Source organism: Agrobacterium larrymoorei (assembly GCF_013322225.1).
In the GTDB taxonomy this organism is placed as follows: domain Bacteria; phylum Pseudomonadota; class Alphaproteobacteria; order Rhizobiales; family Rhizobiaceae; genus Agrobacterium; species Agrobacterium larrymoorei_A.
In genome coordinates this window covers 17,077-41,936 of the sequence record NZ_JAAMFB010000017.1, presented here as the reverse complement: position 1 = coordinate 41,936, position 24,860 = coordinate 17,077, and the positions used below count along the sequence as shown (strand labels likewise).

Sequence of the window (24,860 nt, the reverse complement as noted above, 5' to 3'; positions counted from 1 at the left end):
GCTTACTGATAGAAGCGGTAGCCTTCCGTGATTTCCTGGCCCAACTGGCCGTTTCTGTGGACGAAGAATTCGAGAAACTCGTGCAGGCCCTGATCCATGACACGGTTGATCGTCGTTTCCTTCAGTTTGCCCAGAATGGCCTCTGCGGTTTCATGGGCCTGATGACGCTCGCCGTAATCCTTTTCCAGATAGCCGAGATTGCTGACGATCTTTTCGTAGCAATAGGCCAGAGAACGGGGCATCCGCCCGTTCAGGATCAGGAAGTCCGCAATGTTGGAGGGTTTGTATTCCGCGTCGTAAACCCAGCCATAGGATCGGTGCGCCGAAACGGAGCGCAGGATGGATTCCCATTGCGCATTGTCGAGCGACGAGCCCACCTGCGCTGCGGCAGGCAGCAGCACATAATATTTCACGTCCAGAATACGGGCGGTGTTGTCGGCACGTTCGATGAAGGTGCCGATACGTGAGAAGTTGTAGAGATCGTTGCGCAGCATCGAACCGTGGAAGGCACCACGCACCAGCCCGGCACGATGCTTTATGACATCGATGACGTGCGGCATGTCGGCTGCCTTGACCCGGCGCCCGACGAGGCCTTTCAGCTCGATCCAGAACTCGTTGGTCGCTTCCCATGTTTCCCGGGTCAGTGCCGTGCGCACCATGCGGGCATTGTTACGCCCGGATTCGATGCAGGACATCACGCTGGATGGATTTGCCTTGTCACGCAGCAGATAATCGATCGCATCCGCTGTCGTCACCCGCTCGTTGCCTTGCAGAAACGCTTCGCGCACGCCCGCACTTTGCAGTACGCCATCCCAGTCCTCGTCCGTGCTGCCGCTTCGGGTCAGCGAAACGCGCTGGCCAGCGTCTATCAGTCGGGCGATGTTTTCTGCCCGCTCGATGTACCGGAACATCCAGTAGAGCCCGTTTGCAGTTCTTCCCAGCATGGCTCAGTCCTCCAGTACCCAAGTATCTTTGGTGCCGCCACCCTGGCTGGAATTGACAACGAGCGAGCCCTGCTTGAGGGCTACGCGGGTCAATCCGCCGGGGATGATCTTCACCTTGTCGGACACCAGAACATAGGGACGCAGGTCTACATGGCGCGGCGCAATGCCGTTTTTCACCATGATTGGAACGGTGGAAAGAGAAAGCGTAGGCTGGGCAATGTAATTGGCTGGCCGCGACCGCAGCTTGTCGGCAAACAGGGAACGCTCCTTTTTGGTTGCCGTGGGGCCAACCAGCATGCCGTAACCGCCAGAACCGTGGACTTCCTTGACCACCAGATCGGCCAGATTGTCGAGGACGTATTTCAGGCTGTCCGGCTCCGAGCAACGCCATGTCGGCACGTTTTCAAGAAGCGGCTTGCGGCCGGTATAGAACTCCACGATTTCCGGCATGTAGGAATAGATCGCCTTGTCATCGGAAATGCCCGTTCCCGGTGCATTGGCGATGGTGATGTTGCCGGCGCGATAGACATCCATGATGCCTGGAACGCCGAGTGCCGAGTCCGGGCGGAAGGTGAGGGGGTCGAGAAAATCGTCATCGACGCGGCGATACAGCACATCGATGGCCTCGTAGCCTCGTGTGGTGCGCATTTTCACCTTGCCGTCCATGACCCGCAGATCGGAGCCCTCGACGAGTTCCACTCCCATCATGTCTGCCAGATACGAATGCTCGTAATAAGCCGAATTATAGATACCGGGGGTGAGAACCGCGACGCGCGGTTTGCCCTTGCATCCGGGAGGCGCAAGCGATGCCAGTGACTGGCGTAGCTGATAGGGATAATCCTCGACGCGCTGGACCTTGTTCTCATGGAACAGCTCCGGGAACATCTGCATCATGGTTTCGCGGTTTTCCAGCATGTAGCTGACACCGGAAGGCGTGCGGGCATTGTCCTCCAGCACGTAGAACTGGTCTTCTCCGGTCCGCACGATATCCGTGCCGACGATGTGAGTGTAGACCCCACCCGGCGGCTTGAAGCCGATCATTTCCGGAAGAAATGCTTCGTTCCGCTCAACCAGTTCACGCGGTATGCGCCCTGCCCGAATGATTTCCTGCTTGTGGTAAATGTCATCGAGAAAAGCATTGAGTGCGAGGACACGCTGTTCGATACCCTGCGCCAGCCTTCGCCACTCACGACCAGAAATAATGCGGGGGATGATGTCGAAGGGGATCAGCTTTTCGGCGCTGTCTGCGTGGCCATACACCGCAAACGTGATGCCCGTTTTACGGAATATGTTTTCCGCGTCTCTCGACTTCTGGATCAGGTGAGCCCTGTCCTGTCGGCTGTACCAGTCGTTGTAGTTTTCGTATGGGCTTCGCGGCGTTGAGTCCGCACCTATCATTTCATCAAATGCCAACTTCGGGTTCCCCATTTTTATACATTTGAATACAACGTCATCAGCAATGCAAGAAGCATGCACAGTTCGCGCCAGAGATTTTTTGAATGCTCCCGTTCCCCGCAAACTGATGCAAATTAAAGCGAATTCGCTTCGATCGACTGGAAATGCGGCAAAGAAGAAAAGGTTCAGCGCGTCCCTGAGCTGATAAGTGAGTTTTTTCTGTTCCGCAGAAGCGCAGATGCCTAAAGTTTAGGCGCAGGCAAGATTGTCGGTGCCACTACGCAATAAGGGAATTCAATCCTGCAGTTTCAATTCCGCCGGTCAGGCTTTGTCCCGTTGCTGTTTTCCAGCCAGAGAATCGCCTTGTCCTTCGGCATCGGCTCAGAAAACAGGTGGCCTTGCATCAGCGAGCAGCCCAGCGCGCGCATCGTCTTCAGGTCCTCTTCAGTTTCCACACCTTCGGCGACCACATCGAAACCGTAGGCATGGGAAACGCGCAACACGGCATCCACCAGCGAACTGGAAGAGAGCGTGGTGCCGGTGACGAAGCTCTTGTCGATCTTTACCCGGTCGACGCGGAGCTGTTGTAGCGTGCCAAGCGAAGAGTAGCCGGTGCCGAAATCGTCTATTGCCAGACGGACACCGGCGTTCGACAGTTTCGTCAGCTTCTCCTGCACGAGCCGCGGATTGATGGCGGCTTCCTCGGTTATTTCCAGTTCCAGCACGGAAGCCGAAACGCCAAAGTTTTCCAGCTTCGTGAGGATCAGGTCATCGACGGCAAGCTGTACCAGTTCACGCGGAGAAATGTTCACCGCTATTCGAACATCTGCAGCATTGACGGAGCGGAGCGTGAGCGCCATTAGCGCCACGTCTCGCATGATGAAGCGTAGAAGCGGTTCAGAGAATCCGGTTGCGGACGCTGCGGCTACGATTTCCAACGGCGATATCCAGCCGTGCTTGGGGTGCTTCCAGCGAAGAAGCGCCTCGAAAGCGTCGAGTGTTCTTCCGTAGTCGGACATAATGGGCTGATAAAAGACCTGTAGCGCTTCGTTTGCCAGCGCGTTCGGCAGATCGCGCTCGACATCGCGGTTCATCTGCGCTCTTCGGCGAAGGCCGTCATCGAACAGGCGGAAGCGGTTGCGGCCTTCTTTTTTCGCCGCATAGAGCGCGGTGTCGGCATAGACCATCATTTCGTCTATGTCGCTGACATCCCCAAGATAGACGCCGACGCTGGCACCGACGCGCCCTGCATCAAGCTTGTAGAAGGGAATGGAAATCGTCGTGATCAGCCGGGTTGCCAGAACTTCGGCGTCCTCGTCGCTCAAACGGCTGTCGAGCAATATTGCAAATTCGTCACCGCCGAGCCTCGCCAGCGTTGCCTGGTCGCCGACGGCTTCGGTAAGGCGGCGCGCTACTTCCACCAGAACACGATCGCCTGCCTTGTGGCCGAAGGCATCGTTGACGGATTTGAAGCCATCCAGATCAAGCAGCATGAGTGTGCCGTGCGTGCCTGATGCGGTCAGTTGCTCGACTTTTTCAGTGAAGCCATGCCGATTCAGGAGGCCGGTCAACTGATCGCGAATTGCTCTTCGCTGCATTTCCTGCGCAAACAGCGTTTTCTGCTGATGGGCCAATTCGAGTGAGCGGGAAAGGGCTGTCGCCTCGTTCTTGAGGCGGCTGTCGTTGATGACGAGAGTTTCCCCCACGCGGATACCTCTGATGAGGGCCGCGAGATAGATGAGCACTGTTCCAGCCAGAATATAGCGCTCAAAGCCTCCAGCGACGATCAGGCAAATGACGACGGATGACAGCGGCGGGATGATGAAGCTGAATGGAATGCGGGCATAGGCAAAACCGTGTGTGGCGGCGCCTGCGGTGATACCGCAGACGACCGTCAGGTAGAAAAGGGTCTGCGGTGAGGTGTACCAGTCACAAAGGATGGGAATGAAGGCCCAGATGATGCCGGAAATCATCGCCGTTATCCAATGTGCCTGAAGATGGCCATCCACGCCCAGCAGCGCGTTTGGCACTGTCTGCTCTGTGCCCTCCGGCGACCGGATCGACATGTGGCACAATACCAGCCGCATGATGTTGATGAGCGCGGACGGGATGAACCATAGAACGCCCTCCAAGCCTTTCCCCGCATGAAACGCGACGAGAAGTGAAGCAATGCCAAGGGCGACATTGACGGGAATGGAGATCGCGACCGTCTTGCGAACGGCAAGAAGTTGGTCCGTCACGATGGCATCGTGCAAACTGGACTGGGTCATGACTTGTCCCTGCAGAAATGAAACTTAAGGTTCGAATTTCTACACAAACATTGTTAACCAAACAGCGTTTGCCCCGTGAGAACTACCATTTCTGATTAAAAATAGCCATTTCGAATACACTTTTTCCCGTAGATCGAAAGTCTTGGCTGGCGGCCCTTCAAGTCGCGCCGCGTGTTAATCTTCGCAAGCTCACATTAGGGGTTTGTTAACCATAAAATTATACCCCTTGTTAATCGAGAGATTCACCTGTGGGGGTAATATGTCTATTTCGCGTCGTGGTGTCCTGTTCGGGCTTCCGCTTTTTCTGGCAGGCTGCGCTAGTATAAATCCAGCCAGCCAGCGGCAGAACTATGCTGCGCTGCCGGAAGAAAGATTTCCGATGCCTGCCATGTCGCTGGAGAAGATCAAGCCGGAGCTTCGCCGCCAGGAAGTGGAATATGTGACGAGCCATAAGGCTGGAACGGTGGTGGTCGATACGCCAGCGCGCCGCCTGTATTACGTCATGGGCAACGGTCGCGCGATGCGCTACGGCGTTGGTGTCGGTCGCCAGGGGCTTGCGCTTCGCGGTGACGCCTATGTAGGCCGCAAGGCAGAATGGCCGACATGGACGCCAACGGCGAACATGATCCGCCGCGAGCCGGAGCGGAACCTGAAATATGCGGGCGGTCTGCCAGGCGGGCCCAACAATCCACTCGGTGCGCGTGCGCTTTATCTCTATCGCGGTGGTAACGACACCATGTTCCGCCTGCACGGCACCAATCAGCCGCAGTCGATCGGTCATGCCATGTCGAGCGGCTGTATCCGCATGCTCAACCACGACATCGTCGATCTTTACGAACGTGTTCCTGTCGGCGCTCGCGTGGTGGTCATTCAGGCGTGACATTCTTATAAACGCCCAGATTGGGCGTTTAACCACGCACTCTGACCTTGTCGAAGGTGATTGCATGTGTCGTTTTCTGGCCTATTCCGGCTCTCCCGTCTGGCTCGATTCTCTGTTGATCGAGCCGGAAAGCTCGCTCATCAGTCAGTCGCTCGCGGCTCGTGAGGCAAAGACGGTGGTGAACGGCGATGGCTGTGGAATAGGCTGGTATGGCGACCGCAACGAGCCGGGCATCTATCGTGGGATTCTGCCTGCATGGTCAGACAGAAACCTCACATCGCTCTGCCATCAGATTCGGGCGGGCATGTTTCTGGCCCACGTCCGCTCTGCCACGACCGGCGGAGTCTCCATGGCAAATTGCCATCCCTTCGGTTTCGGGCGTCACCTCTTCATGCATAACGGCCAGATCGGTGGCTACGAGAGGGTAAAACGCGCAATCGAGGCCCATATCCCCGACGAAGTTTATTGTTCGCGCGCCGGGAACGGTGATAGCGAAGCGATCTTCCTGATCGCAGCCGGGCTTGGGCTGGATGCCGATCCCATTGGTGCATTGTCCCGAACATTGGAGATTTGCATGGACGTGGTGGTCCGTGCAGGGGTCGATCAACCCATCCGCTTCAGTGCGATCCACGCTGATGGCGATACGATGCACGCTTTCCGCTGGTCCAGCGACGCCCGCCCACCATCGCTATACTGGCGGAACATGGGTGACGGCATTGCGATTGCTTCCGAACCCTTCGGCGCTGGCGGGGAGCGATGGGACACCATTCCTGCCAACACGGTTGCCACCATTGTCGATGGCAACATCACCTTCCAGCCGTTCCAACCGGTTCAGCAGGCCGTTCGGCTGACGGCGTGATCGTCTTTTTCTGAAATAGAGTGTTGAAATCACAATATAAAATATCGATCGTGGAATTTACTTTTGGTTGCATCTGAGAAATCACTGCGCTAAACTGCAGCCCTTATCAACCATATGTATTTATTCATAGTTTAGTTTATTAGTTTCGGCTGTTTTGTTGCCGGAAACGTGATTGTTGGACTGAAAGGTAATTATTTATCGGAGTTTCATAACTTCAACGGGGTCATCGATTCATGGCGCAACTTCAGAAACTATCCCAATACCAGCCTTACGCACTCGCTGCTTTGCGTATCATTGCCGCTCTTCTTTTCATCGAACACGGCACGCAAAAGCTTTTCGGCTTCCCTGCATCCCAGATGGAGGGGTCTCTGCCGCCCATGCTGCTGATTGCAGCACTTCTTGAACTCGTCGGCGGTCTGCTGATTCTGGTTGGCTTCATTACGCGGCCGGTCGCGTTCATCCTGTCCGGTCAGATGGCGGTTGCCTATTTCATGGCACATGCGCCAAGCAGCTTTTTCCCGGCGCTGAACAAGGGCGATGCAGCCATCCTGTTCTGCTTCATCTTCCTGTATCTGGTCTTCGCAGGCCCCGGTGCCTTTTCGGTAGACAAGCGCTGACCTTGTCAAGGACGTAATCGAAACCTTCAAGACGCCGGATGTTTCGTCCGGCGTTTATCCGTTTGCGGTGATCCTGGCTGAGCGGCCCGAAAGCCAGCTTTCTATTTTCTCCTGTAGCAATTCAGGGCTGATCGGCTTCGAAATATAGTCGTCCATGCCTGCGGCAAGGCAGAGGTCACGGTCGCTATCCAGCGCATGAGCAGTCACGCCGATAATCGGCACACGGTCGCAGTTGCCGTTATCATCTTCCGCCCGCCGGATGGCCTGTGTCGCCTGATGACCGTTCATGACTGGCATCGACACATCCATGAGAATGAGTGAGGGTCGCTCGTTCCTCCATGTGTCGACGGCTTTTTTGCCATTGTCCACGATGCGGAAACGAAAGCCGGTCTGCTGTAGAATTTGTGTGAAAACAATCTGGTTCACGTCATTGTCTTCGGCAACGAGAATGTCGACATCGGTTTCGATATACGGCGCAGCTGGAGTTTTGACGTGTTGCGTCACCGTTCGGTCTGTCTCTCGTCTGGCGAAATCGGTTGCGCCGTTTGGCAGCGCCATTTGGGGCGTGTCAAAGCGCAGTGTACCAGCACGTTTTAGCCGAACATCCCGTATCACATCGTCGAGCGTCTTGCGCAGCAATCGCGCGCGGACTGGCTTCATGAGGTGCGCGGCAAAGTCGATGCCGCCGCCGTCGTCATTTGCCGCATCCAGCGATGTCAGCAGAATGATGGGTATGCTCGAAAGCCGCTCGTCTGCACGGATAAGTCTGGCAACATCGAAACCGTTTGTCACCGGCATGTGATAATCCAGAATAATTGCGTCTGTTTCGACGCCCAGCTTTGTGGCTTCGCGCAGTATCTCCAGACCGGACTGACCGCTGTCGGTAGCATAATTGTCGATGTTCCAGCTTGTAAGCTGCTCACACAGAATCTGGCGATTGACGGCATTGTCGTCGATGATGAGGACGCTTGGCCTACGTGCATTTGGTGTGTAAACGCTCTTTTCGCCACGCTTGCCGACAATCGGTAGCGGCAGGGTAATGGTGAAGGTAGAGCCTGTGCCGATCTCGCTGTCGATGTCGATCTTTCCGCGAAACAGCCCAACGAGACCGACCGTGATGGCAAGGCCAAGCCCCGTTCCTTCGTGTCGGCGTGTAGACGAGCCATCAACCTGACTGAATTTCTCGAAGATCGTGTCGAGCTTCTCTTTCGGTATGCCGATGCCGGTGTCTTCCACTTTCAGCGTCAGTAGCATTTCTGCGCCGTCCACCACTTCCGATGACAGCGTTATGAGAATGTGACCGATCTCGGTGAATTTGATGGCGTTGCCGATGAGGTTCGTCGCGATCTGGCGGAAGCGTCCCGCGTCACCGCTGACCGTATAATCCAGCGGTCCTTCCACACGCACCAGCAATTCGATGTTCTTTTCCAGCGCCTGCGAGGAGAGAAGCGATGCGACATCCTCAATGGCCTCTACGGGATCGAAGGGCGATCTGCGCAGCGTCATCTGCCCTGCGTCGATCTTCGAGAAATCCAGAATATCGTTGATGATGGTGAGAAGCGCATTGCCTGATTTGACGATGACATCTGTGAACGTCTTCTGGCGCGTGTCGAGGGCAGATTTCGACAGAAGTTCCGCCATGCCGAGAACGCCGTTCATCGGCGTGCGAATTTCATGGCTCATATTGGCGAGGAATTCGGATTTTGCCCGGTCGGCCGCCTCCGCTCTGGCCAGCAGCGTTTCCAACTCGGCCTCGCGCATCTTCATCTCGGTCACGTCGGTCACGATGACGAGCCAGTATTTACCCGCGCTGATCGTTGCTTCCAGATTAAGCCATTTTCCTCCCTCGATCTGGATCGTTTCCGATAAATTGTCACCGTTTGCCGCGCTGGCCTTCCACCGCGACATAGTGTTTCCGGCCTCTACATCATCGCCAAAATCGCCACGGGCGGCGCAGTATTTGAAAAACGCAGTCCAGTATTCGCCCGGTTCGAGAAGTTTTGCGGGCACATCGAATATGCGCGCCAGAGCCGGGTTGGACATGATGATCCGGCCATCCTCAACAAGAGCCAGCCCCTGCGCCATCGCGCCAGTGGCGTCCTGCATGTACTCCCCAACCCGCTGCAATTCCGCACGGGCGCGGGTGATCTCCCTTTCTTTCGCACGGACGGCGGTGCTGTCGGAAAAGGTAATCAGGATTTTATCGCCAGCGATCTTCGTCTTCGAAAGCAGCGTGCACTTGCCAGCCCGGCTTTCGACTTCTCTTGTCGTGCGGCCATTGATTGAGCGGATGCGCGCAATCCGGTCCTCATACATCTGCTCGAAGGTGACGTCGCCGACATCATAGCAGCCGCTGTAATAGCCGAGTTCCAGATATCGCCGGTAGGGCTGGCCGACGAGATCCGGCTTTCCGGGTATTTCCCATAGATCGTAAAAGCAGTCGTTGGCGTATTCTATCGTCAGATCAGGGTTGAGAAGCAGCACGCCGACCGGCAGGGACTGGATGATTGCTCCCACTTCGCTCTGCTGCTGCGGGCATGGTGGTGTAGCCTCCTGCTGGAGGCGGGCTTCCTCCGGCTGTCGAACAACCGGTGATGGCTGAGTATCGAAGACTTCGAACAGAAACGTCTGCTCCAACTCATCCACGAAACGCTCGCAGCGAACGGTATAAGATTCCTGCGTATTTTTATTCGTGCAGCGAACCACCTCATCCGTAGCGAAAACCAGGCAGCGACGCTCCTTGTCTTCCCGCTCCAGATCGTCCGGATTGTCGAGCAGGTCATGACTGGTACGACCCGTGAAACTGTCCCGAGGGCGATCGAAAAAATCTGCATAGGCCTTGTTGACGCAGATATAGCGAAGCTGGCTGTCCTTGATACAGGCGGGAAGCTCAAGCGACAGAATGCCGTGCCGTGCCTTTTCCAGCAATCCGCCTTCGTTACTCAAAGCATTCTCCGCTTCACTCTGATGTTACTTTCGAAAACGAAGCACATCTCGACATTGCCCATGACAAACTACGGCAGAAGTGACAGGAAAACCATGCTGTGGAATATCTATTAAGGCTTTTTTAACCAAAGTTTGACCGACAGCTTATCCGCCTTGCGAAACAATCGCTTGACTTTCAGACGTAAAACCCCCACATCCCGCCACAAGCTTTCACCTTCGGCAGCCGCGTGAGCTGCAGCGTCCACTGAAAAACATACGCACGCAGAAGGAAAAGCGCATTTGATACAAGATAGGCGCGGGTCGCCGTTCTTGAGCGCAGAAAGTTATTTCAACCTACAAGTTCCCAATTCACGCGGGGTTCTTGACGCCAGAACAACCGGACAGCATGGCTGAACCGGATAAAAGCGTTTTGGCGCCCCGAAAGGCGATATAATTGACCAGTTTTAACGAACTCGGCCTCTCCGAAAAGCTCGTGGCTGCTGTTACGGCTCTTGGATATACAACTCCTACTCCTATTCAACAAAAGGCCATTCCGCTGCTGCTCGAAGGCCGCGATGTCATCGGCCTTGCACAGACTGGCACCGGCAAAACCGCTGCTTTCGGCCTGCCAATCATCGAAATGCTGATGAAGCATGGCGAGCGTCCGGCAAACCGCACGACACGCTGCCTTATCCTTGCACCGACACGCGAGCTGGTGAACCAGATCGGCGAGAGCCTTCGCGCCTTCGTTCGCAAGACGCCTCTGCGCATCAACCAGGTCGTTGGTGGCGCATCCATCAACAAGCAGCAGCTTCAGCTGGAAAAAGGCCCGGATATTCTGGTGGCGACCCCCGGTCGTCTGCTGGACCTGATTGCCCGTAACGCGATTTCGCTTTCCAAGGTCACGCATCTCGTGCTGGACGAAGCCGACCAGATGCTGGATCTCGGGTTCATTCACGACCTGCGCAAGATTTCGAAGATGGTGCCTGCAAAGCGCCAGACGCTGCTCTTCTCTGCCACCATGCCGAAGGCGATTTCCGAACTCGCGCACAGCTATCTGACGGAGCCTGCCAAGGTCGAAGTCACGCCTCCGGGCAAGGCCGCCGACAAGGTCGAACAGTATGTCCATTTCGTTGGCGGCAAGAACGACAAGACGGATCTCCTCAAGAAGTCTCTGACGGAAAATCCCGATGGCCGCGCTATTGTTTTCCTGCGCACCAAGCACGGCGCCGAGAAGCTCTACAAGCATCTCGAGCATGTCGGCTTCAAGGTTTCCTCCATCCATGGCAACAAGAGCCAGGGCCAGCGCGAGCGCGCGTTGAAGGGCTTCAAGGATGGTGAGATCAAGGTGTTGGTGGCAACGGACGTTGCTGCACGCGGTATCGATATTCCTGCCGTGACCCACGTCTTCAACTACGATCTGCCGGAAGTGGCGGATGCTTACGTTCACCGCATCGGTCGTACGGCCCGTGCAGGCCGTGACGGTATCGCCATCGCATTTTGCGCGCCGGATGAAACCCGTCTGTTGCATGATATCGAAAAGCTGATGAAGATCGAAATCCCGGTCCTCTCCGGCGAGCGTCCAGAAGGTCTTGCAAGCCCGACCCGTGGCAGCGGTAACCGTGGCGGTCGTGGCAACGGCAATGGCAACGGCGGTCGTCGTCAGGGCGGAGAACGTGGCGAGCGCGCGCATGGCGATCGTCCGGCCCGTGGTCATAGAGAAGGTGGCAACCGTGAGGGCGGACGTCGCAATGGCGACTTCCGTGGCCAGCGTGCCGGTGAGTTTGCGCCTGTCGAGCGTGACAACGATCTGGAAGTCACGTCCGACTTCAAGCGCACGAAGGTAGAAGGCGCGCCCGCAGGCAAGCCTGCCGGTAACCGCAATCATCGCGGTGGCCAAGGCCGTCCTGCCCGTAAGTCTGGCTCTTTCGCACCTGCCGGTCAAGGTCGTCCCGCCGGTAACGCCGGTCGCGGTCGCAAGCGTGGCTGATCGTTTTTCGATCTGAAAGTGATAAACGCCCGGGTGAAAATCCGGGCGTTTTTGTTTGGATTATGGAGCTGGCTTCACGCCGCAAAGCATTTCGCGCTTGCCCGCAAAGCCCGGCCTTCTCTCGACCGTGAACCCTGCCGCACCCAAGTTGCGCCGCACGAAACCTGCTGCCGCAAATGTGGCGAAGGTTCCGCCGGGAGCGGTCTTCTCGAAAACTGCGGACATGATATCGAGCGACCACATGTCAGGGTTTTTGGAGGGAGCAAAGCCATCGAGATACCAGGCATCGAAGGTATCCGTACGTTGGACTATACCCTTGATGGCATCCCCGCAAAAGACGGTCAGACGCGTCTGCTCGTCCAGCGTGATGTCGATCCAGCCTTCCGGGTGCGAAGGCCATTGTGCGACGAAAGCCTTGCGCTCAGCATCCAGTTGCGGCCAATGCGAAAGAGCGCGGTCCAATTCGCTTGCGCTCATCGGGTAAAGCTCGAAGGATACGAAATGAAGCTGCCCACCGGCTGGCCGCGAGAGCTTCCACTGCCGCCACGTCTCGCATAGATTGAGGGCGGTACCGAAGCCAAGTTCGCCAATACGGAAGGTTCCTTCCACCGTATGCCAACGATCAGGCAGTCCGTTCCCGGACAGCGAAACGTGTTCGCATTCCAGTCGCCCATCCCTCTGACAATAAAAATGGTCGCCAAAGGCCAGGGAATAGGGCATATCGCCCTCTCGCCAATCCAGCATATTTGAGCCGGCGCGTGCCGGCATGTTTTCGTCGGGATGTGTCATGGTTCAAGCCGATAGTCTTCCCCGCCAGACAGGTCAATCATCTTTGCCATCCAGTGTGCCTTTGCTGATCGTCGGCGGCGGCATCATGGGGCTGTGGGCGGCGGTCAAGGCGGAGCGGCTGGGGATCGATACGCTGCTGATCGATGTCGGACGAATTGGCGGCGGAGCTAGTGGCGGACTGCTCGGTGCATTGATGCCGCATATGCCGGATCGCTGGTCGGACAAGAAGCAATTCCAGTTCGATGCCCTTCTGTCGCTGGAACATGAAGTCCGCGCGCTGGAAGACGAAACGGGCCTGTCGGCAGGCTACAGGCGAAGCGGACGCATCATCCCTTTGCCAAAACCGCATCTTCGACCGATTGCCGAACGCCACGAGCGGGAGGCGACGACGAACTGGAGCCAGCAAGGGCAGCGGTTTCACTGGCATGTGCTGGATAGTACTCCGGTCGATGGCTGGGTGAGCGCCGATGCCGGAGAGGCAGGTTTCGTGCATGACACGTTGGCGGCGCGCGTGTCGCCTCGCGCGTTTGTTTCCCTGCTTGGCGCGAGGCTTAAAACGGCAAAGCATGTGCGCGTTCTGGAAGGTTGTACTTTATCCTCCCTGACCGATGGCGTCGCCCAACTGAAGGATGGAAGCCAGATTGCTTTCGACAAGGCAATCATCGCTGCAGGATATGAATCCTTTCCCCTTCTCTCGGGAGCGTTGCTTCCAGGTACGGAGCGCGCAATCGGTCAGCCTGTCAAAGGGCAGGCGGCTTTGCTGAAAGCGGATATCGACCCGTCGTTGCCGGTTGTGTTCCTGAACGGGCTTTATATCATTCCACATGAAGACGGCACGGTGGCGATCGGTAGCACTAGCGAAGAGGATTTTGACGAGCCCTTCAGCACGGATCAGAAGCTGGACGTCCTGATTGCGCAGGCAAGAGCCGTTGTTCCGGTACTCGAACATGCTCCGGTGATCGAGCGTTGGGCTGGCCTGCGGCCCAAGGCCATCGGTCGTGATCCCATGGTCGGGTCACATCCAGATCATCCGCGGATTATTGCGCTGACCGGCGGCTTCAAGGTTAGTTTCGGACTTGCGCACCGGCTTGCAGACGCAGTGCTGTGTGAAGTCGAAGGCAAAAACATGGACATACCTGCAAGTTTTTCATTGGAAAGTCACATCCGGGTTCTGCTGGGCAATATTTGAAGCGGCAGTATTCCCCGTCGTTAAGCTGTCATGCAAATCACCTAACTGCTGTCGTCATGCAGTATAAATGACCTTATTCCGGCTGTTGAGGCGAGGTGACGACGCATGCGGTACGCCATTCATTACACGCCTTCTCCGAATGATCCGATGACCCACGCCGCTGGGGCATGGCTGGGGCGGGATGTCTATTCCGGCCAGACGGTAGAGCCTCCTGCGCTCAGTGGTCTTGGCATGCAGGAGATTTCCTACCATACCGCTTTGCCGCGCAGATATGGTTTTCACGGACCCATCAAAGCGCCTTTCCGTCTTGCTGAGGGCGTTTCGGAGGCATCGCTGCTACGTGAACTCATGTGTTTTGCTGGAACACATCAGCCGTTCCGCCTTCCGCCGCTGGAAATTGCCAAGCTCGGCAATATCTATGGCCTCGTGCCATCGTGGCCGTCTGAAGTGCTGAATTTTCTGGCCGCCAGCGTAGTGCAGGAGTTTGACCGGTATCGTGCGCCATTATCGGATGTTGAAATCGAGCGCGCCGACCCGGACAGGCTCTCGGCGACGCAGTTGACCAATCTGCATCGCTGGGGCCATCCTTACGTCATGGACGAATTCCGGTTTCAGATGGTGCTGACGGGTGGCATCGTCCCCGCGGAATGCGTCCGTGTCGAGCGAGCAGTTCGCAGTGTTTTCGAACCTCTGCTTGGGCGTCAGATGGAGTTTTCCAATCTCGCATTATTCGTGGAGGAAGAGCCTGGCGCACCGTTTCGCGTTCATTCGCTCCACCCTATGGGACGTGTGTCTGCACGAAAAATCGCCTGATCGTAAATCGCCTACAAAATGATCTCGACTTTCCGTTTCGCGATGCTACCGTTCACGAAATGTCGTGAAGGTGATTTGATGATTTCCGCTGAATACCCCCGCAATCTTGTTGGTTACGGTCGCAACACTCCAGACCCGAAATGGCCGGGCGCTGCGCGCATCGCCGTCCAATTCGTCATCAATTACGAGGAGGGTGGCGAAAGCTGCGTTCTCGACAATGACAAGGCTTCGGAATCGCTGCTTTCGGAAATCGTCGGCGCGCAGCCTTGGCCGGGTCAGCGCAACCTCAATATGGAATCGATTTACGAATACGGCTCCCGTGCGGGTTTCTGGCGCTTGTGGCGGATGTTTACCTCGCTCGGCGTTACCGCCACCGTCTACGGCGTGACCTCTGCGATGGCTCGCAACCCGGACGCTGTTGCCGCCATGAAGGAAGCAGGATGGGAAATCGCCAGCCACGGTTATCGCTGGCTGGAATACAAGGATTTTAGCGAGGAAGAAGAGCGCAAGCACATCCTAGAGGCCGTGCGTCTACATACCGAACTGACCGGCGAACGCCCTTACGGAATGTACCAAGGCAAACCGTCGGATCATACGCTAAAGCTGGTTATGGAGGAGGGCGGCTTTCTTTACTCTTCCGATTCCTATGCCGACGATCTGCCCTATTGGGTGAAAGGTGAGAAGGATAGTCCCTTCCTCATCATCCCCTACACGCTCGAAACCAACGACATGCGCTTTGCCACTCCGCAGGGGTTCAACTCCGGTGATCAGTTCTTCACCTATCTGAAGGATGCCTTCGATGTTCTCTATCAGGAAGGTGCGGAAGGCGCGCCGAAGATGATGAGCGTCGGCCTGCATTGCCGTCTGGTCGGTCGCCCCGGTCGCGCTGCGGCGCTGCGCCGCTTCATCGAATATGTGCTTGGCCACGAGAAAGTCTGGATACCCCAACGCATCGAAATTGCTCGTCACTGGCATGAACATCACAAGCCGGAGGCGGTCTGATGTCGGCGCGCGAGGAATTCATCAGCCGCTTTGGCGCCCTCTTCGAACATTCGCCATTTATTGCCGAGCGTGCCTATGATGCTGGCGTCATATTCGTGCCGATGACCGCAAAGAGTGTGCATGATGCGCTCACGATGATGTTTCGCCGGGCAACATATCAGGAGCGGCTCGGCGTCCTGCGTGCGCACCCCGATCTCGCCGGAAAGCTTGCGATTGCAGGGGAATTGACGGATGACAGCCGCAAGGAGCAGGCCGGTGCAGGCCTGGACCGGCTTTCGCCGGAAGAGCATGCACGTTTTACCGAGTTGAACGCGGCCTATGTCGGCAAAAACGGCTTTCCTTTCATCATAGCGGTGAAAGGGCTGAGCAAGGACGATATTCTGCGCGCTTTCGAAGAGCGTATTCAGAACGATGCTGAGCAGGAGTTTGCAACTGCGACCGCACAGGTAGAAAAGATCGCGCTGTTGCGACTTTCTGCGCTGTTTTCGGGAAATGCGACCTGATGCAGTGGCTTTGCATAGTTTGTTCTGACGACTATAATCTCTTTGGCCGTAGAAGGTGAATGAAAATGAGACCGTCGGAGGTATTGGAAAAAAATCGCGAAGCCATTCGGCAACTGACCAAACGCTTTAATGCGGCGAATCCGCGTGTGTTCGGTTCCGTTGCACGCGGCGAGGATCGACCAGATAGTGACCTTGATATTCTTGTAGACGCTTTGCCGGGCTCGACATTACTTAGCCTGGGTGGCTTGCAGGACGCTTTAGAGCAAATGATGCTTGGAACGAGAATTCACCTTCTAACGCCGGGCGATTTTCCAGAGCGCGTAAAGGTGCGCGTTCTTTCAGAAGCCAAGCCTATATGAATATGGATAGGTGCCAAGAGTTCCTCGCAGATATGCGCCGCGCCGCCGAGGCTTCGTTGAGCTTTGTCTCAGGAATGCAAGAAAGCGAATTTCTCGTTGATATAAAAACGCAGCATGCCGTGGGGATGAGCCTAATTGTTATTGGAGAATCCGCAGTACGGCTGATGGAGGCGTATCCGGATTTTCCTTGGTACTCGATCCGTGGTCTACGTAACCGTGTGGCGCATGGATATTTCACACTTGACCTCAATATCATCTGGCGCACGACTCAGACAACAATACCTGAGTTACTTCAAGGGCTCGATTCGATTGGCAACTGGCGTGCCCAAGGTGAATGAGCATTGACTGAATATCTAGAGATCAAACCGTTGACGAAGCGGGCTTTCGCACCGTTTGGCGACGTTATCGAAACCACACTTCAGTCCATGCGGTTGATAAACTCTGGAAATACCGAGCGTCATCATGCGCTGGCGCAGGCTGACGTGATGGGCGAGGGTGCAAAGGTGGTGCTCAATATCTTTCGCGGCACCGCGCGCGTGTTTCCCTACACAGTGGATATGATGGAGCGGCATCCGCTCGGCAGTCAGAGTTTTTCGCCATTATCCGGCAAGCCGTTCCTGGTTGTCGTTTCCGAAGATGAAAACGGCAGACCGGCCAAACCGCAGGTGTTTCTGGCGAGAGGCGACCAAGGCGTGAATTACCATCGCAATGTCTGGCATCATCCGTTGATGACGGTTGATGCGACCTGTGATTTTCTCGTTGTTGACCGGGATGGGCCGGGCAACAATCTGGAGGAATACTTCTTCGAACAGCCCTTTTTCATTGCGGAGCCGAACCTATGACCGGTCTTACGACACACGTCCTTGATGCCGCGCACGGCATCCCTGCCAAAGGGCTGAAGATCGACCTTTATCGCCTTGATGGGGATGTGCGTGACAAGCTGAAAACCGTTGAAACCAACAGCGATGGTCGCGTCGATGGCGGGCCGCTGCTTATTGGTGACGAGTTCCGCAAAGGCCAGTATGAGCTGGTGTTTCACGCCGGAGATTATTTGCGCTCCAGGGGACTGGTTTTGCCGGAGCCGGCATTCCTGGACATCATCCCCATCCGCTTTGGCATTGCGGATGAGGCGGGCCATTATCACGTGCCATTGCTGCTTTCGCCCTACAGTTACTCCACCTATCGCGGCAGTTGACCACCATGATATTTGCCGCAATTGCCGATATTCACGGAAATTCCGTAGCGCTTGAAGCAGTGCTTGCCGACATAAGGAAGCTTGGCATCAACGATATCGTCAATCTTGGCGATTGCTTCAGTGGACCGCTGGATGCCGGGCGCACTGCCGATATCCTGATTGGCGAAGGCATTCCTTCGGTCCGGGGAAACCACGACCGCGCTTTAATCGAGCAGTCTTTCGAAGAGATGGGGCCTTGGGAAAGAATCGTCTATCCTCAGCTTAGCGCCGCACATCTGGATTGGTTGAAAGCACTGCCTTTCGACATGGTGTTCAATGACATTGCCTATTGCTGCCACGGCTCCCCAAAAGGCGATCTCGATTACTGGCTGGACAGGCTATTGCTGGAGGGCGTTCTTCATTTGCATCCGCAGGCCGAAATCGATGCGCTTGCAGAAGGCATTCCCCAGCCCCTGATGCTCTGCGGCCATACCCATATTGCGCGGACCGCCCAGCTTTCCGACGGGCGACTGGTTGTAAATCCGGGCAGCGTAGGCTGTCCGGGCTGGAAAGATGACGAGCCGTTTTATCACGAAGTGAATGTGGGTCATCCGCTCGCATGTTACGCCGTGCTGGAAGAGACCGCTTATGGCTGGCAGGTTTCGCACCGTCAGGTCCCTTACGATAATCGACCTATGGTGGAGCTTGCCAAGCGTAACGGCATGAAGCGCGTGGGCAATGCCATTGCCCACGGCTGGCTTGGCTGATCCGAGTTAACCCTCGCTGGACATGACCACGCAGGAATAGGATCTTGCTTTCAGGTCCTTGCACGCAGAAAGGGCGTCTGCCTGATTGTCGAACCCGGTAAAGCGGGCGCGGAACAGGGTGGTGCCGCCGCTGCGGACTGCTTCCGTGTAGGGCGCTATGCTCCCGTACCCGGATGCAATCGAAGCTTTGGCTGTATTAAGCATTGAAAGCGCCGCCTTCTCAGAATCGGTTGCGGCAATCTGCACCTCCCAGATGCTGCGCGCGCCCATGGCCGGGCGAACGGCAGAGGTGTGTATCATGTCTGCCGTGACGCCGTTGGCAGATGCGATCTGCCTTGCAACAGGGTCTTGGCGCTTTGCAAACATCGGCAGCGGGACAACGGCGGGAGGAACGTCGAATGTGCGGCTGGTGCTTGCGCTGGCGACCAGCATTTCGTTGCTACGGCCTCTGGTCGCTTTCGGCAGCGTTCGGTCGAGAAGCCTGACGATCTGATCGTCACGGCCGCGGGACGACTTGCCACCAAGGACCACGGCGACCACGCTGCGACCATTGTGGTTCAATGCGGTAACGATATTGAAGCCGGATGCGTTGGTGTAACCTGTCTTGATGCCATCCACGCCGTTGTATCGCTTCAAAAGGCGGTTATGGCCGCGGATCGTCTTGCCCCTGAACTTGAAGGAACTTGTGTTGAACATGGCGTATTCTTTTGGAAAATCCCGCTGCAGCGCCATGCCGAGCCTCGCCATATCCCGTGCCGTCGTCACCTGAGACTTGTTCGGCAGGCCGGAAGCGTTGCGGAAGGTGGTTCTCGACATCCCAAGCTGGCGAGCCTTGCGCGTCATCATCTGGGCAAATTTCGCTTCCGAGCCACCGAGGTGATCGCCCATGCCTTCGGCAAGGTCGTTCGCAGATTTGACGATCATGCCATAGACGGCCTCTCGCACGGTGAAAGTCGTTCCGGCTCGTACCCATAGTTTGGACGGGATGGTGGAAGCGCCATTCTTGGACATGGTGATGCGCTGGTCCCATCTCAGGCGGCCATTATGCAGCGCTTCGAAGGTGAGGTAGAGGGTCATCATCTTCGTCAACGACGCGGGAAACCGGCTGGTATCTGCGTTCTCTGCATCCAGAACTTTTCCGTTATGCGCATCTATGACAATATGGGCATAGCGCGCCTGGGCCTGTTCTGCCCCGAAAGAGATGATCGCGCAGAAAAACGCCAAAGCGAAAACCCACGCTCCAGCCGCTCCCCGTCTGATCCCTACCGACATGAATTTCCCCTTGTATGCACGAGCTGACCGAGGCCTTGCAACCTAATGATACTTTCAGGCGACAAAACCGCTAAAACTTTAAAGACTGCCTTCATGCTTAATTAAGTATGAAAATCGACCCCCACTGGTGACGGGTCGAATTTGGGAATTGGAGAAAATTTAAGGCCGACAGGGCGGCTCGCAAATCAGAGGCGGAGGCTCTCCTGTCTCCTTGATCGGATTGAGGTCATCAGGTCTGAAGGCCCGCGTTTGCGCGCTTTTCGCTTCGAGAGGCGCAGATCTCGATGGACGTTTCTGGGGACGAGAAGCTATTCAAAAGCGCCGAAATGGCGCGTCCGGCAAAAGGTTAACGCGCTGAAATTTATTGTCCAGCCTCACGCCATTGTGAGGCCAGCGTTCGGCCATGATGGCGCATTTGCCAGCCCAATTCAGGCGTTCTGCACTAGAATGCTGCGGTCGACATCAGTGATAAGGCGCTTTCCGCAGAGCGCCATGGTGATATCCATCTCCTTGCGGATAATCTCAAGAGCCGTCGTCACGCCCAGCTTTCCATTGGCGCCAAGGCCGTAGAGGAAGGGGCGGCCGATATAGGTGCCCTTGGCGCCGAGTGCTACAGCTTTGAGAACATCCTGACCTGAGCGAATGCCGCCATCCATATGAACCTCGATCCTGTCACCCACGGCGTCAACGATCTTCGGCAGCATGACGATGGAGGACAGCGCGCCGTCCAACTGACGCCCGCCGTGGTTGGACACGATGATGGCGTCAGCCCCCGTATCTGCCGCCGCACGGGCATCCTCTTCGTCCAGAATACCTTTCAGGATCAGCTTGCCGCCCCAGCGCTCCTTGATCCACTCGACATCCTTCCAGGAAAGGCGCGGATCGAACTGTTCTGCCGTCCAGGACGAGAGGGAAGAGAGATCAGAGACATTCTTGGCGTGGCCGACAATGTTGCCAAAGCTGCGGCGCTTGGTTTGCAGCATGTCCAGGCACCACTTCGGGCGCGTCGCCATCTGCCAGATGTGCTTTGGCGTGAACTTCGGTGGTGCGGAAAGACCGTTGCGCAAGTCCTTATGGCGCTGTCCAAGAATTTGCAGATCGAGCGTCAGCACCAGCGCCGAGCATTTCGCAGCCTTGGCGCGGTCAATCAGGTTGTTGATGAAATCCCGGTCCTTCATCACATAAAGCTGAAACCAGAAGGGTCTTGAAGTGACCGAGGCGACGTCTTCGATGGAGCAGATGCTCATGGTGGAGAGCGTAAAGGGTACGCCGAATTCTTCCGCAGCCTTGGCCGCCAGCATTTCGCCGTCGGCATGCTGCATGCCGGTAAGGCCGGTGGGAGAAAGTGCCACAGGCATCGAAACCTTCTCGCCGATCATTTCGGTTTCCAGCGAGCGGTTCGTCATGTCCACCAGCACGCGCTGACGCAGCTTTATCTTCTGAAAATCATCCTCGTTGGCGCGATACGTGCCTTCGGTCCAAGCTCCACTGTCTGCATAGTCGAAGAACATTTTCGGCACACGACGTTGTGCCTGTTTCTTCAAATCCGCAATCGTCAGAACTTTGCTCATGGATAAAGCCTTCAAATTTGAATGTTGATGGCAATTAGCATGAAATCGCGATTTGCAACATCAAAAACGCACTGTTTTCAGTTCCAAAAGGGCCTTAGAAACAGCTCGCAACCCAGCAGCAGCAGGCAGATCAAAAACCATCGGCGAAAGGTGGCAGGGGTGACGAGGCTTCTGATCTTCTGACCCGCCCACATGCCAAGAAGTGCGGGGATGATGGCAAGCGCCGAAAGTGTCAGCTGCTGTGTCTGGAACACGGAATTCGACGCGAGACCGAGCGCCAGTGCTATGGTCGATACCGTGAAAGACAGGCCAAGCGCCTGTACGAGATTATCGCGGTCGAAACCAAGTGACTGGATATAGGGAACAGCAGGCACAACGAACACACCGGTTGCGCCCGTCAAAAGCCCGGTGATGAGGCCGACGACAGGAGACAGAAATTTCTCCAACCGTTGTGAAACGGAAAGTGGCGGAGCAAGCAGGCTGTAGGCCGCGTAGATGGCGAGTGCCGCTCCAAGTGCCGCCGTCGCCCACTGGCTTGCGCCGCCAGTCATCAGGCGGATGCCGATCAAAGTGCCCAGCACAATCATGATCATCATCGGCCACAGCCGCAACAGGATAGCCTTGAAACTCGGCCCGGAGAATAGCTGCCAGATATTGGTGACGAAGGAAGGCAGGATCAAAAGAGCCGCAGCTGCGACGGGCGGCATGAAGAGGCCCAGCACACCCATCGCAACGGTAGGCAGCCCCATGCCGGTGACGCCTTTGACAATGCCTGCAAGGATGAAGGTGGCGGTGATGGCAATCAGAAAGCCAATATCCGTAGTCAGCATTCAAGGCGTATCCATTACGATTCCCATAACAGGTTAACGGCTGTGACATCGTAATGCTACGGCAACGACCGAACTACATCAATCCGTTCTTCATCGCCGCACCCGCCACATAGGTTTCCACTACCGTCCGGTCGTCGCCCATCGTCAGCATCAGGAAAAGCTCTTCCGTCAGGCTGTTCACCACTTCCATCTTGAGCGCCATGGCAGACGTGGAAGATGCGTTGAGAACGGTGATATCGGCGTCCGTGCCAGCATCCAACGTGCCGATTTGATCGACCATCGATAGCGCTTCGGCATTGCCGCGGGTCATAAGATACCAGCTTTCCAGCGGGTTCAGTCTTTCGCCCAGAAGCTGCTGGATTTTATAGGCTTCATCCATGGTGCGCAGCATCGAATAGCTTGAACCGCCGCCGATGTCTGTCGCGACCGCAATGCGCACCGGCTTTTCGCGTCTCTGAAGCTTCTTCATGGGGAAGAGTCCGGAGCCGATGAAGAGGTTGGAGGTGGGGCAATGCACAGCAACCGCGCCGGTTTCGGACAGGATGTCCGCTTCGCGGTCCGACAGGTGGATGGCGTGGCCGAGTAGGGTCTTTTTGCCCATCAGGCCATAGCGTACATAGATATCGGTGTAGTCGATGGCTTCGTGATAGAGTTCGCACGTATATTTTATTTCATCCAGATTTTCTGAAAGGTGGGTCTGGATGAAAAGATCGGGGAATTCCTGTGCGAGCGCCTGCGCTGCTTCCATCTGCCTCGGCGTGGAAGTGATGGCGAAGCGCGGGGTGATGGCTACGTGGTTGCGGCCCCTGCCGTGCCAGTCTGCGATCACCTGTCGCGTTTCGTCATAGCCCAGCTCCGGCGTGTCGAGCAGGCCCTGTGGTGCGTTGCGATCCATCATCACCTTGCCACCGACCATCAGCATATTGCGCTTCATGGCTTCAGCAAAAAAGGCATCGGCGGAGGTCTTGTGCACCGAGCAATAGGCGACAGCCGTGGTGGTGCCGTGGCGGATCAACTCGTCGTAGAAGTGCGTGGCTATACGCTGTGCATGGGCGCTTTCGACGAAGCGGCACTCCTCGGGGAATGTGTAGGTATTCAACCACTCCAATAGATTGGCGGCGTATGAACCGATGACCTGCATCTGCGGGAAATGCAGGTGCATGTCGATAAGGCCCGGCACGACTAGGTGAGGGCGGTGGTCCGCCTCCTCGGTGCCTTCCGGTGCCTGCGCCTTGATATCGGCATAGTCACCGATTGCTGCGATCTTGCCCTCGGAGATCAGCAGGCCGCCATCTTCGATATAGAGATAGCTTGCCGTATCATCGATGGAGAGGGGTGCGCGGTTGAAACTCAAAAGGCGTCCGCGCAGCAGCAGCATGCTCATTCTGTCTTTCCCTGGGAAACGGCGCTCTCATACCATGCGGTCAGCACCTTGCGTTCGGCCAGCGTGATCGCTGTGATGTTGCCGGGGGGCATGGCATGGGAACGTCCCGCCTGTAAATAGATTTCCCGCGCATGGGCGGCAATTTCCGAATCCGTTTCCAGCTTCACGGATTTCGGCGTGAAGGGAACGCCCTCCCAGACCGGCTCCGCCGCATGGCACATGGAGCAGCGGCTCTGCACCACATCGCGGGCGCTGGCGAAGTGCAAATCGCCCGTAAACAGCTGCTGCGCTGGCGAAAGCTTGGCGGCCTGCGCCTGCTCTTCACCCGTCAGCACCTTCGGCACGGTGGAAAGCCACATGATGACAATAAAGATGATCGCCGTCAGCAGCCATGTCCATGTCGGTCTGCCCTTGCGGGCATGGGTGGTGTTGAACCAGTGGCGAATGGTGACGCCCATCAGGAACACGAGTGCTGCGATGATCCAGTTGAACTGCGTGCCGAATGCCAGCGGATAATGGTTCGACAACATGAAAAAGATGACGGGCAGCGTCAGATAGTTGTTATGCAGCGAGCGCTGCTTGGCAATGCGCCCGTATTTCGGGTCGGGCGTGCGCCCGGCAATCAGGTCTGCCACCACGATCTTCTGGTTGGGAATGATGATCATGAAGACATTCGCCGACATGATGGTGGCGGTAAACGCGCCGAGATGCAGGAAGGCCGCTCGCCCGGTAAACACCTGCGTATAGCCCCATGCCATCGCGATCAAAGCGATATACAGCACGGCCATCAGACCCCAGGTATTATTGCCGAGAGGCGATTTGCACATCAGATCGTAAAACACCCAGCCGATGGCGAGCGAGGCGAGCGACAGACAGATAGCCTGAAACTGCGTCAATTCCAGCACGGAATGGTCGATCAGAAACAGATCCGCTCCGCCGTAATATACGATGCAGAGCATGGCAAAGCCTGAGAGCCACGTGGCATAGCTTTCCCATTTGAACCACGTCAGATGTTCCGGCATCTGCGCGGGCGCAACCAGATATTTCTGGATGTGATAAAACCCGCCGCCATGCACCTGCCATTCCTCGCCATAGGCACCGACCGGAAGGTGATCACGTTTGACGAGACCCAGATCGAGCGCAATGAAGTAGAAGGATGAGCCGATCCAGGCAATGGCGGTTATCACGTGCAGCCAGCGAACGGCAAAAGCCATCCATTCCCACGCAATGGCATATTCGTACATTCTGTTCCCCTGTCTTTGCATCGCACAATGCGAAAAATTCGACCGTCAGAAAAGGGGGCAGGACGAAAACGTGGCGATATTGT

23 protein-coding genes are annotated in these 24,860 nt (G+C 56.4%); 13 read left to right on the top strand and 10 right to left on the bottom strand.

The window, feature by feature from the left end:
• Positions 1-2 precede the first annotated feature (2 nt).
• From G6L28_RS10650 to G6L28_RS10640, 3 genes are all read right to left on the bottom strand, one after another.
• A complete protein-coding gene (locus G6L28_RS10650; RefSeq protein ID WP_174063754.1) occupies positions 3-944 on the bottom strand; it encodes an alpha-E domain-containing protein in 942 nt (313 codons plus the stop codon).
• Between the two features lie 3 nt (positions 945-947).
• Entirely contained in the window at positions 948-2,357 is a 1,410-nt protein-coding gene (locus tag G6L28_RS10645; protein ID WP_174063753.1) for a circularly permuted type 2 ATP-grasp protein, read from the bottom strand.
• Between the two features lie 290 nt (positions 2,358-2,647).
• Positions 2,648-4,609 (bottom strand): putative bifunctional diguanylate cyclase/phosphodiesterase, encoded by a 1,962-nt coding sequence (locus G6L28_RS10640; protein WP_174063752.1) that lies wholly within the window; start codon positions 4,607-4,609, stop codon positions 2,648-2,650.
• Between the two features lie 259 nt (positions 4,610-4,868).
• On the opposite strand from G6L28_RS10640, the gene G6L28_RS10635 reads away from it, so the two are divergent.
• The 3 genes from G6L28_RS10635 to G6L28_RS10625 all read left to right on the top strand — a co-directional run bounded on the left by G6L28_RS10635 (position 4,869) and on the right by G6L28_RS10625 (position 6,965).
• Positions 4,869-5,489, top strand: a complete 621-nt coding sequence (locus G6L28_RS10635; protein ID WP_174063751.1) for a L,D-transpeptidase — start codon at positions 4,869-4,871, stop codon at positions 5,487-5,489.
• A 64-nt stretch (positions 5,490-5,553) separates the two neighbouring features.
• Entirely contained in the window at positions 5,554-6,348 is a 795-nt protein-coding gene (locus G6L28_RS10630; RefSeq protein WP_174063750.1) for a class II glutamine amidotransferase, read from the top strand.
• A 233-nt stretch (positions 6,349-6,581) separates the two neighbouring features.
• Positions 6,582-6,965: a DoxX family protein gene (locus tag G6L28_RS10625; RefSeq protein WP_174063749.1), complete on the top strand. Its 384-nt coding sequence runs from the start codon at positions 6,582-6,584 to the stop codon at positions 6,963-6,965.
• Between the two features lie 54 nt (positions 6,966-7,019).
• Here the strand turns inward: G6L28_RS10625 and G6L28_RS10620 are convergent, their stop codons facing one another.
• Positions 7,020-9,911 (bottom strand): response regulator, encoded by a 2,892-nt coding sequence (locus G6L28_RS10620; RefSeq protein ID WP_174063748.1) that lies wholly within the window; start codon positions 9,909-9,911, stop codon positions 7,020-7,022.
• Positions 9,912-10,344: 433 nt separating this feature from the next.
• On the opposite strand from G6L28_RS10620, the gene G6L28_RS10615 reads away from it, so the two are divergent.
• Positions 10,345-11,880, top strand: a complete 1,536-nt coding sequence (locus G6L28_RS10615) for a DEAD/DEAH box helicase (RefSeq protein WP_174063747.1) — start codon at positions 10,345-10,347, stop codon at positions 11,878-11,880.
• A 60-nt stretch (positions 11,881-11,940) separates the two neighbouring features.
• Here the strand turns inward: G6L28_RS10615 and mnmD are convergent, their stop codons facing one another.
• Complete coding sequence (mnmD, locus tag G6L28_RS10610) at positions 11,941-12,669, bottom strand: tRNA (5-methylaminomethyl-2-thiouridine)(34)-methyltransferase MnmD (RefSeq protein WP_174063746.1); 729 nt, start codon at positions 12,667-12,669, stop codon at positions 11,941-11,943.
• Here mnmD and G6L28_RS10605 point away from each other — a divergent pair.
• From G6L28_RS10605 to G6L28_RS10565, 9 genes are all read left to right on the top strand, one after another.
• A complete protein-coding gene (locus G6L28_RS10605; protein ID WP_174063745.1) occupies positions 12,668-13,858 on the top strand; it encodes an NAD(P)/FAD-dependent oxidoreductase in 1,191 nt (396 codons plus the stop codon). The genes mnmD and G6L28_RS10605 overlap by 2 nt on opposite strands.
• 105 nt (positions 13,859-13,963) lie before the next feature.
• Positions 13,964-14,671 (top strand): DUF1045 domain-containing protein, encoded by a 708-nt coding sequence (locus tag G6L28_RS10600; RefSeq protein ID WP_174063744.1) that lies wholly within the window; start codon positions 13,964-13,966, stop codon positions 14,669-14,671.
• A gap of 78 nt (positions 14,672-14,749) precedes the next feature.
• Positions 14,750-15,673, top strand: coding sequence for an allantoinase PuuE (puuE, locus tag G6L28_RS10595; RefSeq protein ID WP_174063743.1), 924 nt, complete (start codon positions 14,750-14,752; stop codon positions 15,671-15,673).
• A complete protein-coding gene (gene uraD, locus G6L28_RS10590; protein ID WP_174063742.1) occupies positions 15,673-16,176 on the top strand; it encodes a 2-oxo-4-hydroxy-4-carboxy-5-ureidoimidazoline decarboxylase in 504 nt (167 codons plus the stop codon). The genes puuE and uraD overlap by 1 nt, the downstream gene beginning before the upstream one ends.
• 65 nt (positions 16,177-16,241) lie before the next feature.
• Entirely contained in the window at positions 16,242-16,535 is a 294-nt protein-coding gene (locus G6L28_RS10585; RefSeq protein WP_174063741.1) for a nucleotidyltransferase family protein, read from the top strand.
• Positions 16,532-16,873, top strand: coding sequence for a HepT-like ribonuclease domain-containing protein (locus G6L28_RS10580; RefSeq protein WP_174063740.1), 342 nt, complete (start codon positions 16,532-16,534; stop codon positions 16,871-16,873). Before G6L28_RS10585 ends, G6L28_RS10580 begins: the two co-directional genes overlap by 4 nt.
• Before the next feature lie 3 nt (positions 16,874-16,876).
• Positions 16,877-17,377 carry an ureidoglycolate lyase gene (locus G6L28_RS10575; RefSeq protein WP_174063739.1) on the top strand — a complete coding sequence of 167 codons (501 nt, stop codon included), beginning with the start codon at positions 16,877-16,879 and terminating at the stop codon, positions 17,375-17,377.
• A complete protein-coding gene (gene uraH / locus G6L28_RS10570) occupies positions 17,374-17,730 on the top strand; it encodes a hydroxyisourate hydrolase (RefSeq protein ID WP_174063738.1) in 357 nt (118 codons plus the stop codon). Before G6L28_RS10575 ends, uraH begins: the two co-directional genes overlap by 4 nt.
• Positions 17,731-17,735: 5 nt before the next feature.
• Positions 17,736-18,476 carry a metallophosphoesterase family protein gene (locus G6L28_RS10565; protein ID WP_174063737.1) on the top strand — a complete coding sequence of 247 codons (741 nt, stop codon included), beginning with the start codon at positions 17,736-17,738 and terminating at the stop codon, positions 18,474-18,476.
• A gap of 6 nt (positions 18,477-18,482) precedes the next feature.
• Here the strand turns inward: G6L28_RS10565 and G6L28_RS10560 are convergent, their stop codons facing one another.
• From G6L28_RS10560 to puuD, 5 genes are all read right to left on the bottom strand, one after another.
• Complete coding sequence (locus G6L28_RS10560) at positions 18,483-19,748, bottom strand: D-alanyl-D-alanine carboxypeptidase (protein ID WP_174063736.1); 1,266 nt, start codon at positions 19,746-19,748, stop codon at positions 18,483-18,485.
• Between the two features lie 428 nt (positions 19,749-20,176).
• Positions 20,177-21,319 (bottom strand): alpha-hydroxy acid oxidase, encoded by a 1,143-nt coding sequence (locus G6L28_RS10555; RefSeq protein WP_174063735.1) that lies wholly within the window; start codon positions 21,317-21,319, stop codon positions 20,177-20,179.
• Positions 21,320-21,396: 77 nt separating this feature from the next.
• Positions 21,397-22,149, bottom strand: a complete 753-nt coding sequence (locus G6L28_RS10550) for a sulfite exporter TauE/SafE family protein (RefSeq protein ID WP_174063734.1) — start codon at positions 22,147-22,149, stop codon at positions 21,397-21,399.
• Between the two features lie 73 nt (positions 22,150-22,222).
• Positions 22,223-23,533 carry a guanine deaminase gene (guaD, locus tag G6L28_RS10545; RefSeq protein WP_174063733.1) on the bottom strand — a complete coding sequence of 437 codons (1,311 nt, stop codon included), beginning with the start codon at positions 23,531-23,533 and terminating at the stop codon, positions 22,223-22,225.
• Positions 23,530-24,777, bottom strand: a complete 1,248-nt coding sequence (puuD, locus tag G6L28_RS10540; RefSeq protein WP_174063732.1) for a urate hydroxylase PuuD — start codon at positions 24,775-24,777, stop codon at positions 23,530-23,532. The genes guaD and puuD overlap by 4 nt, the downstream gene beginning before the upstream one ends.
• Between the last annotated feature and the right edge of the window lie 83 nt (positions 24,778-24,860).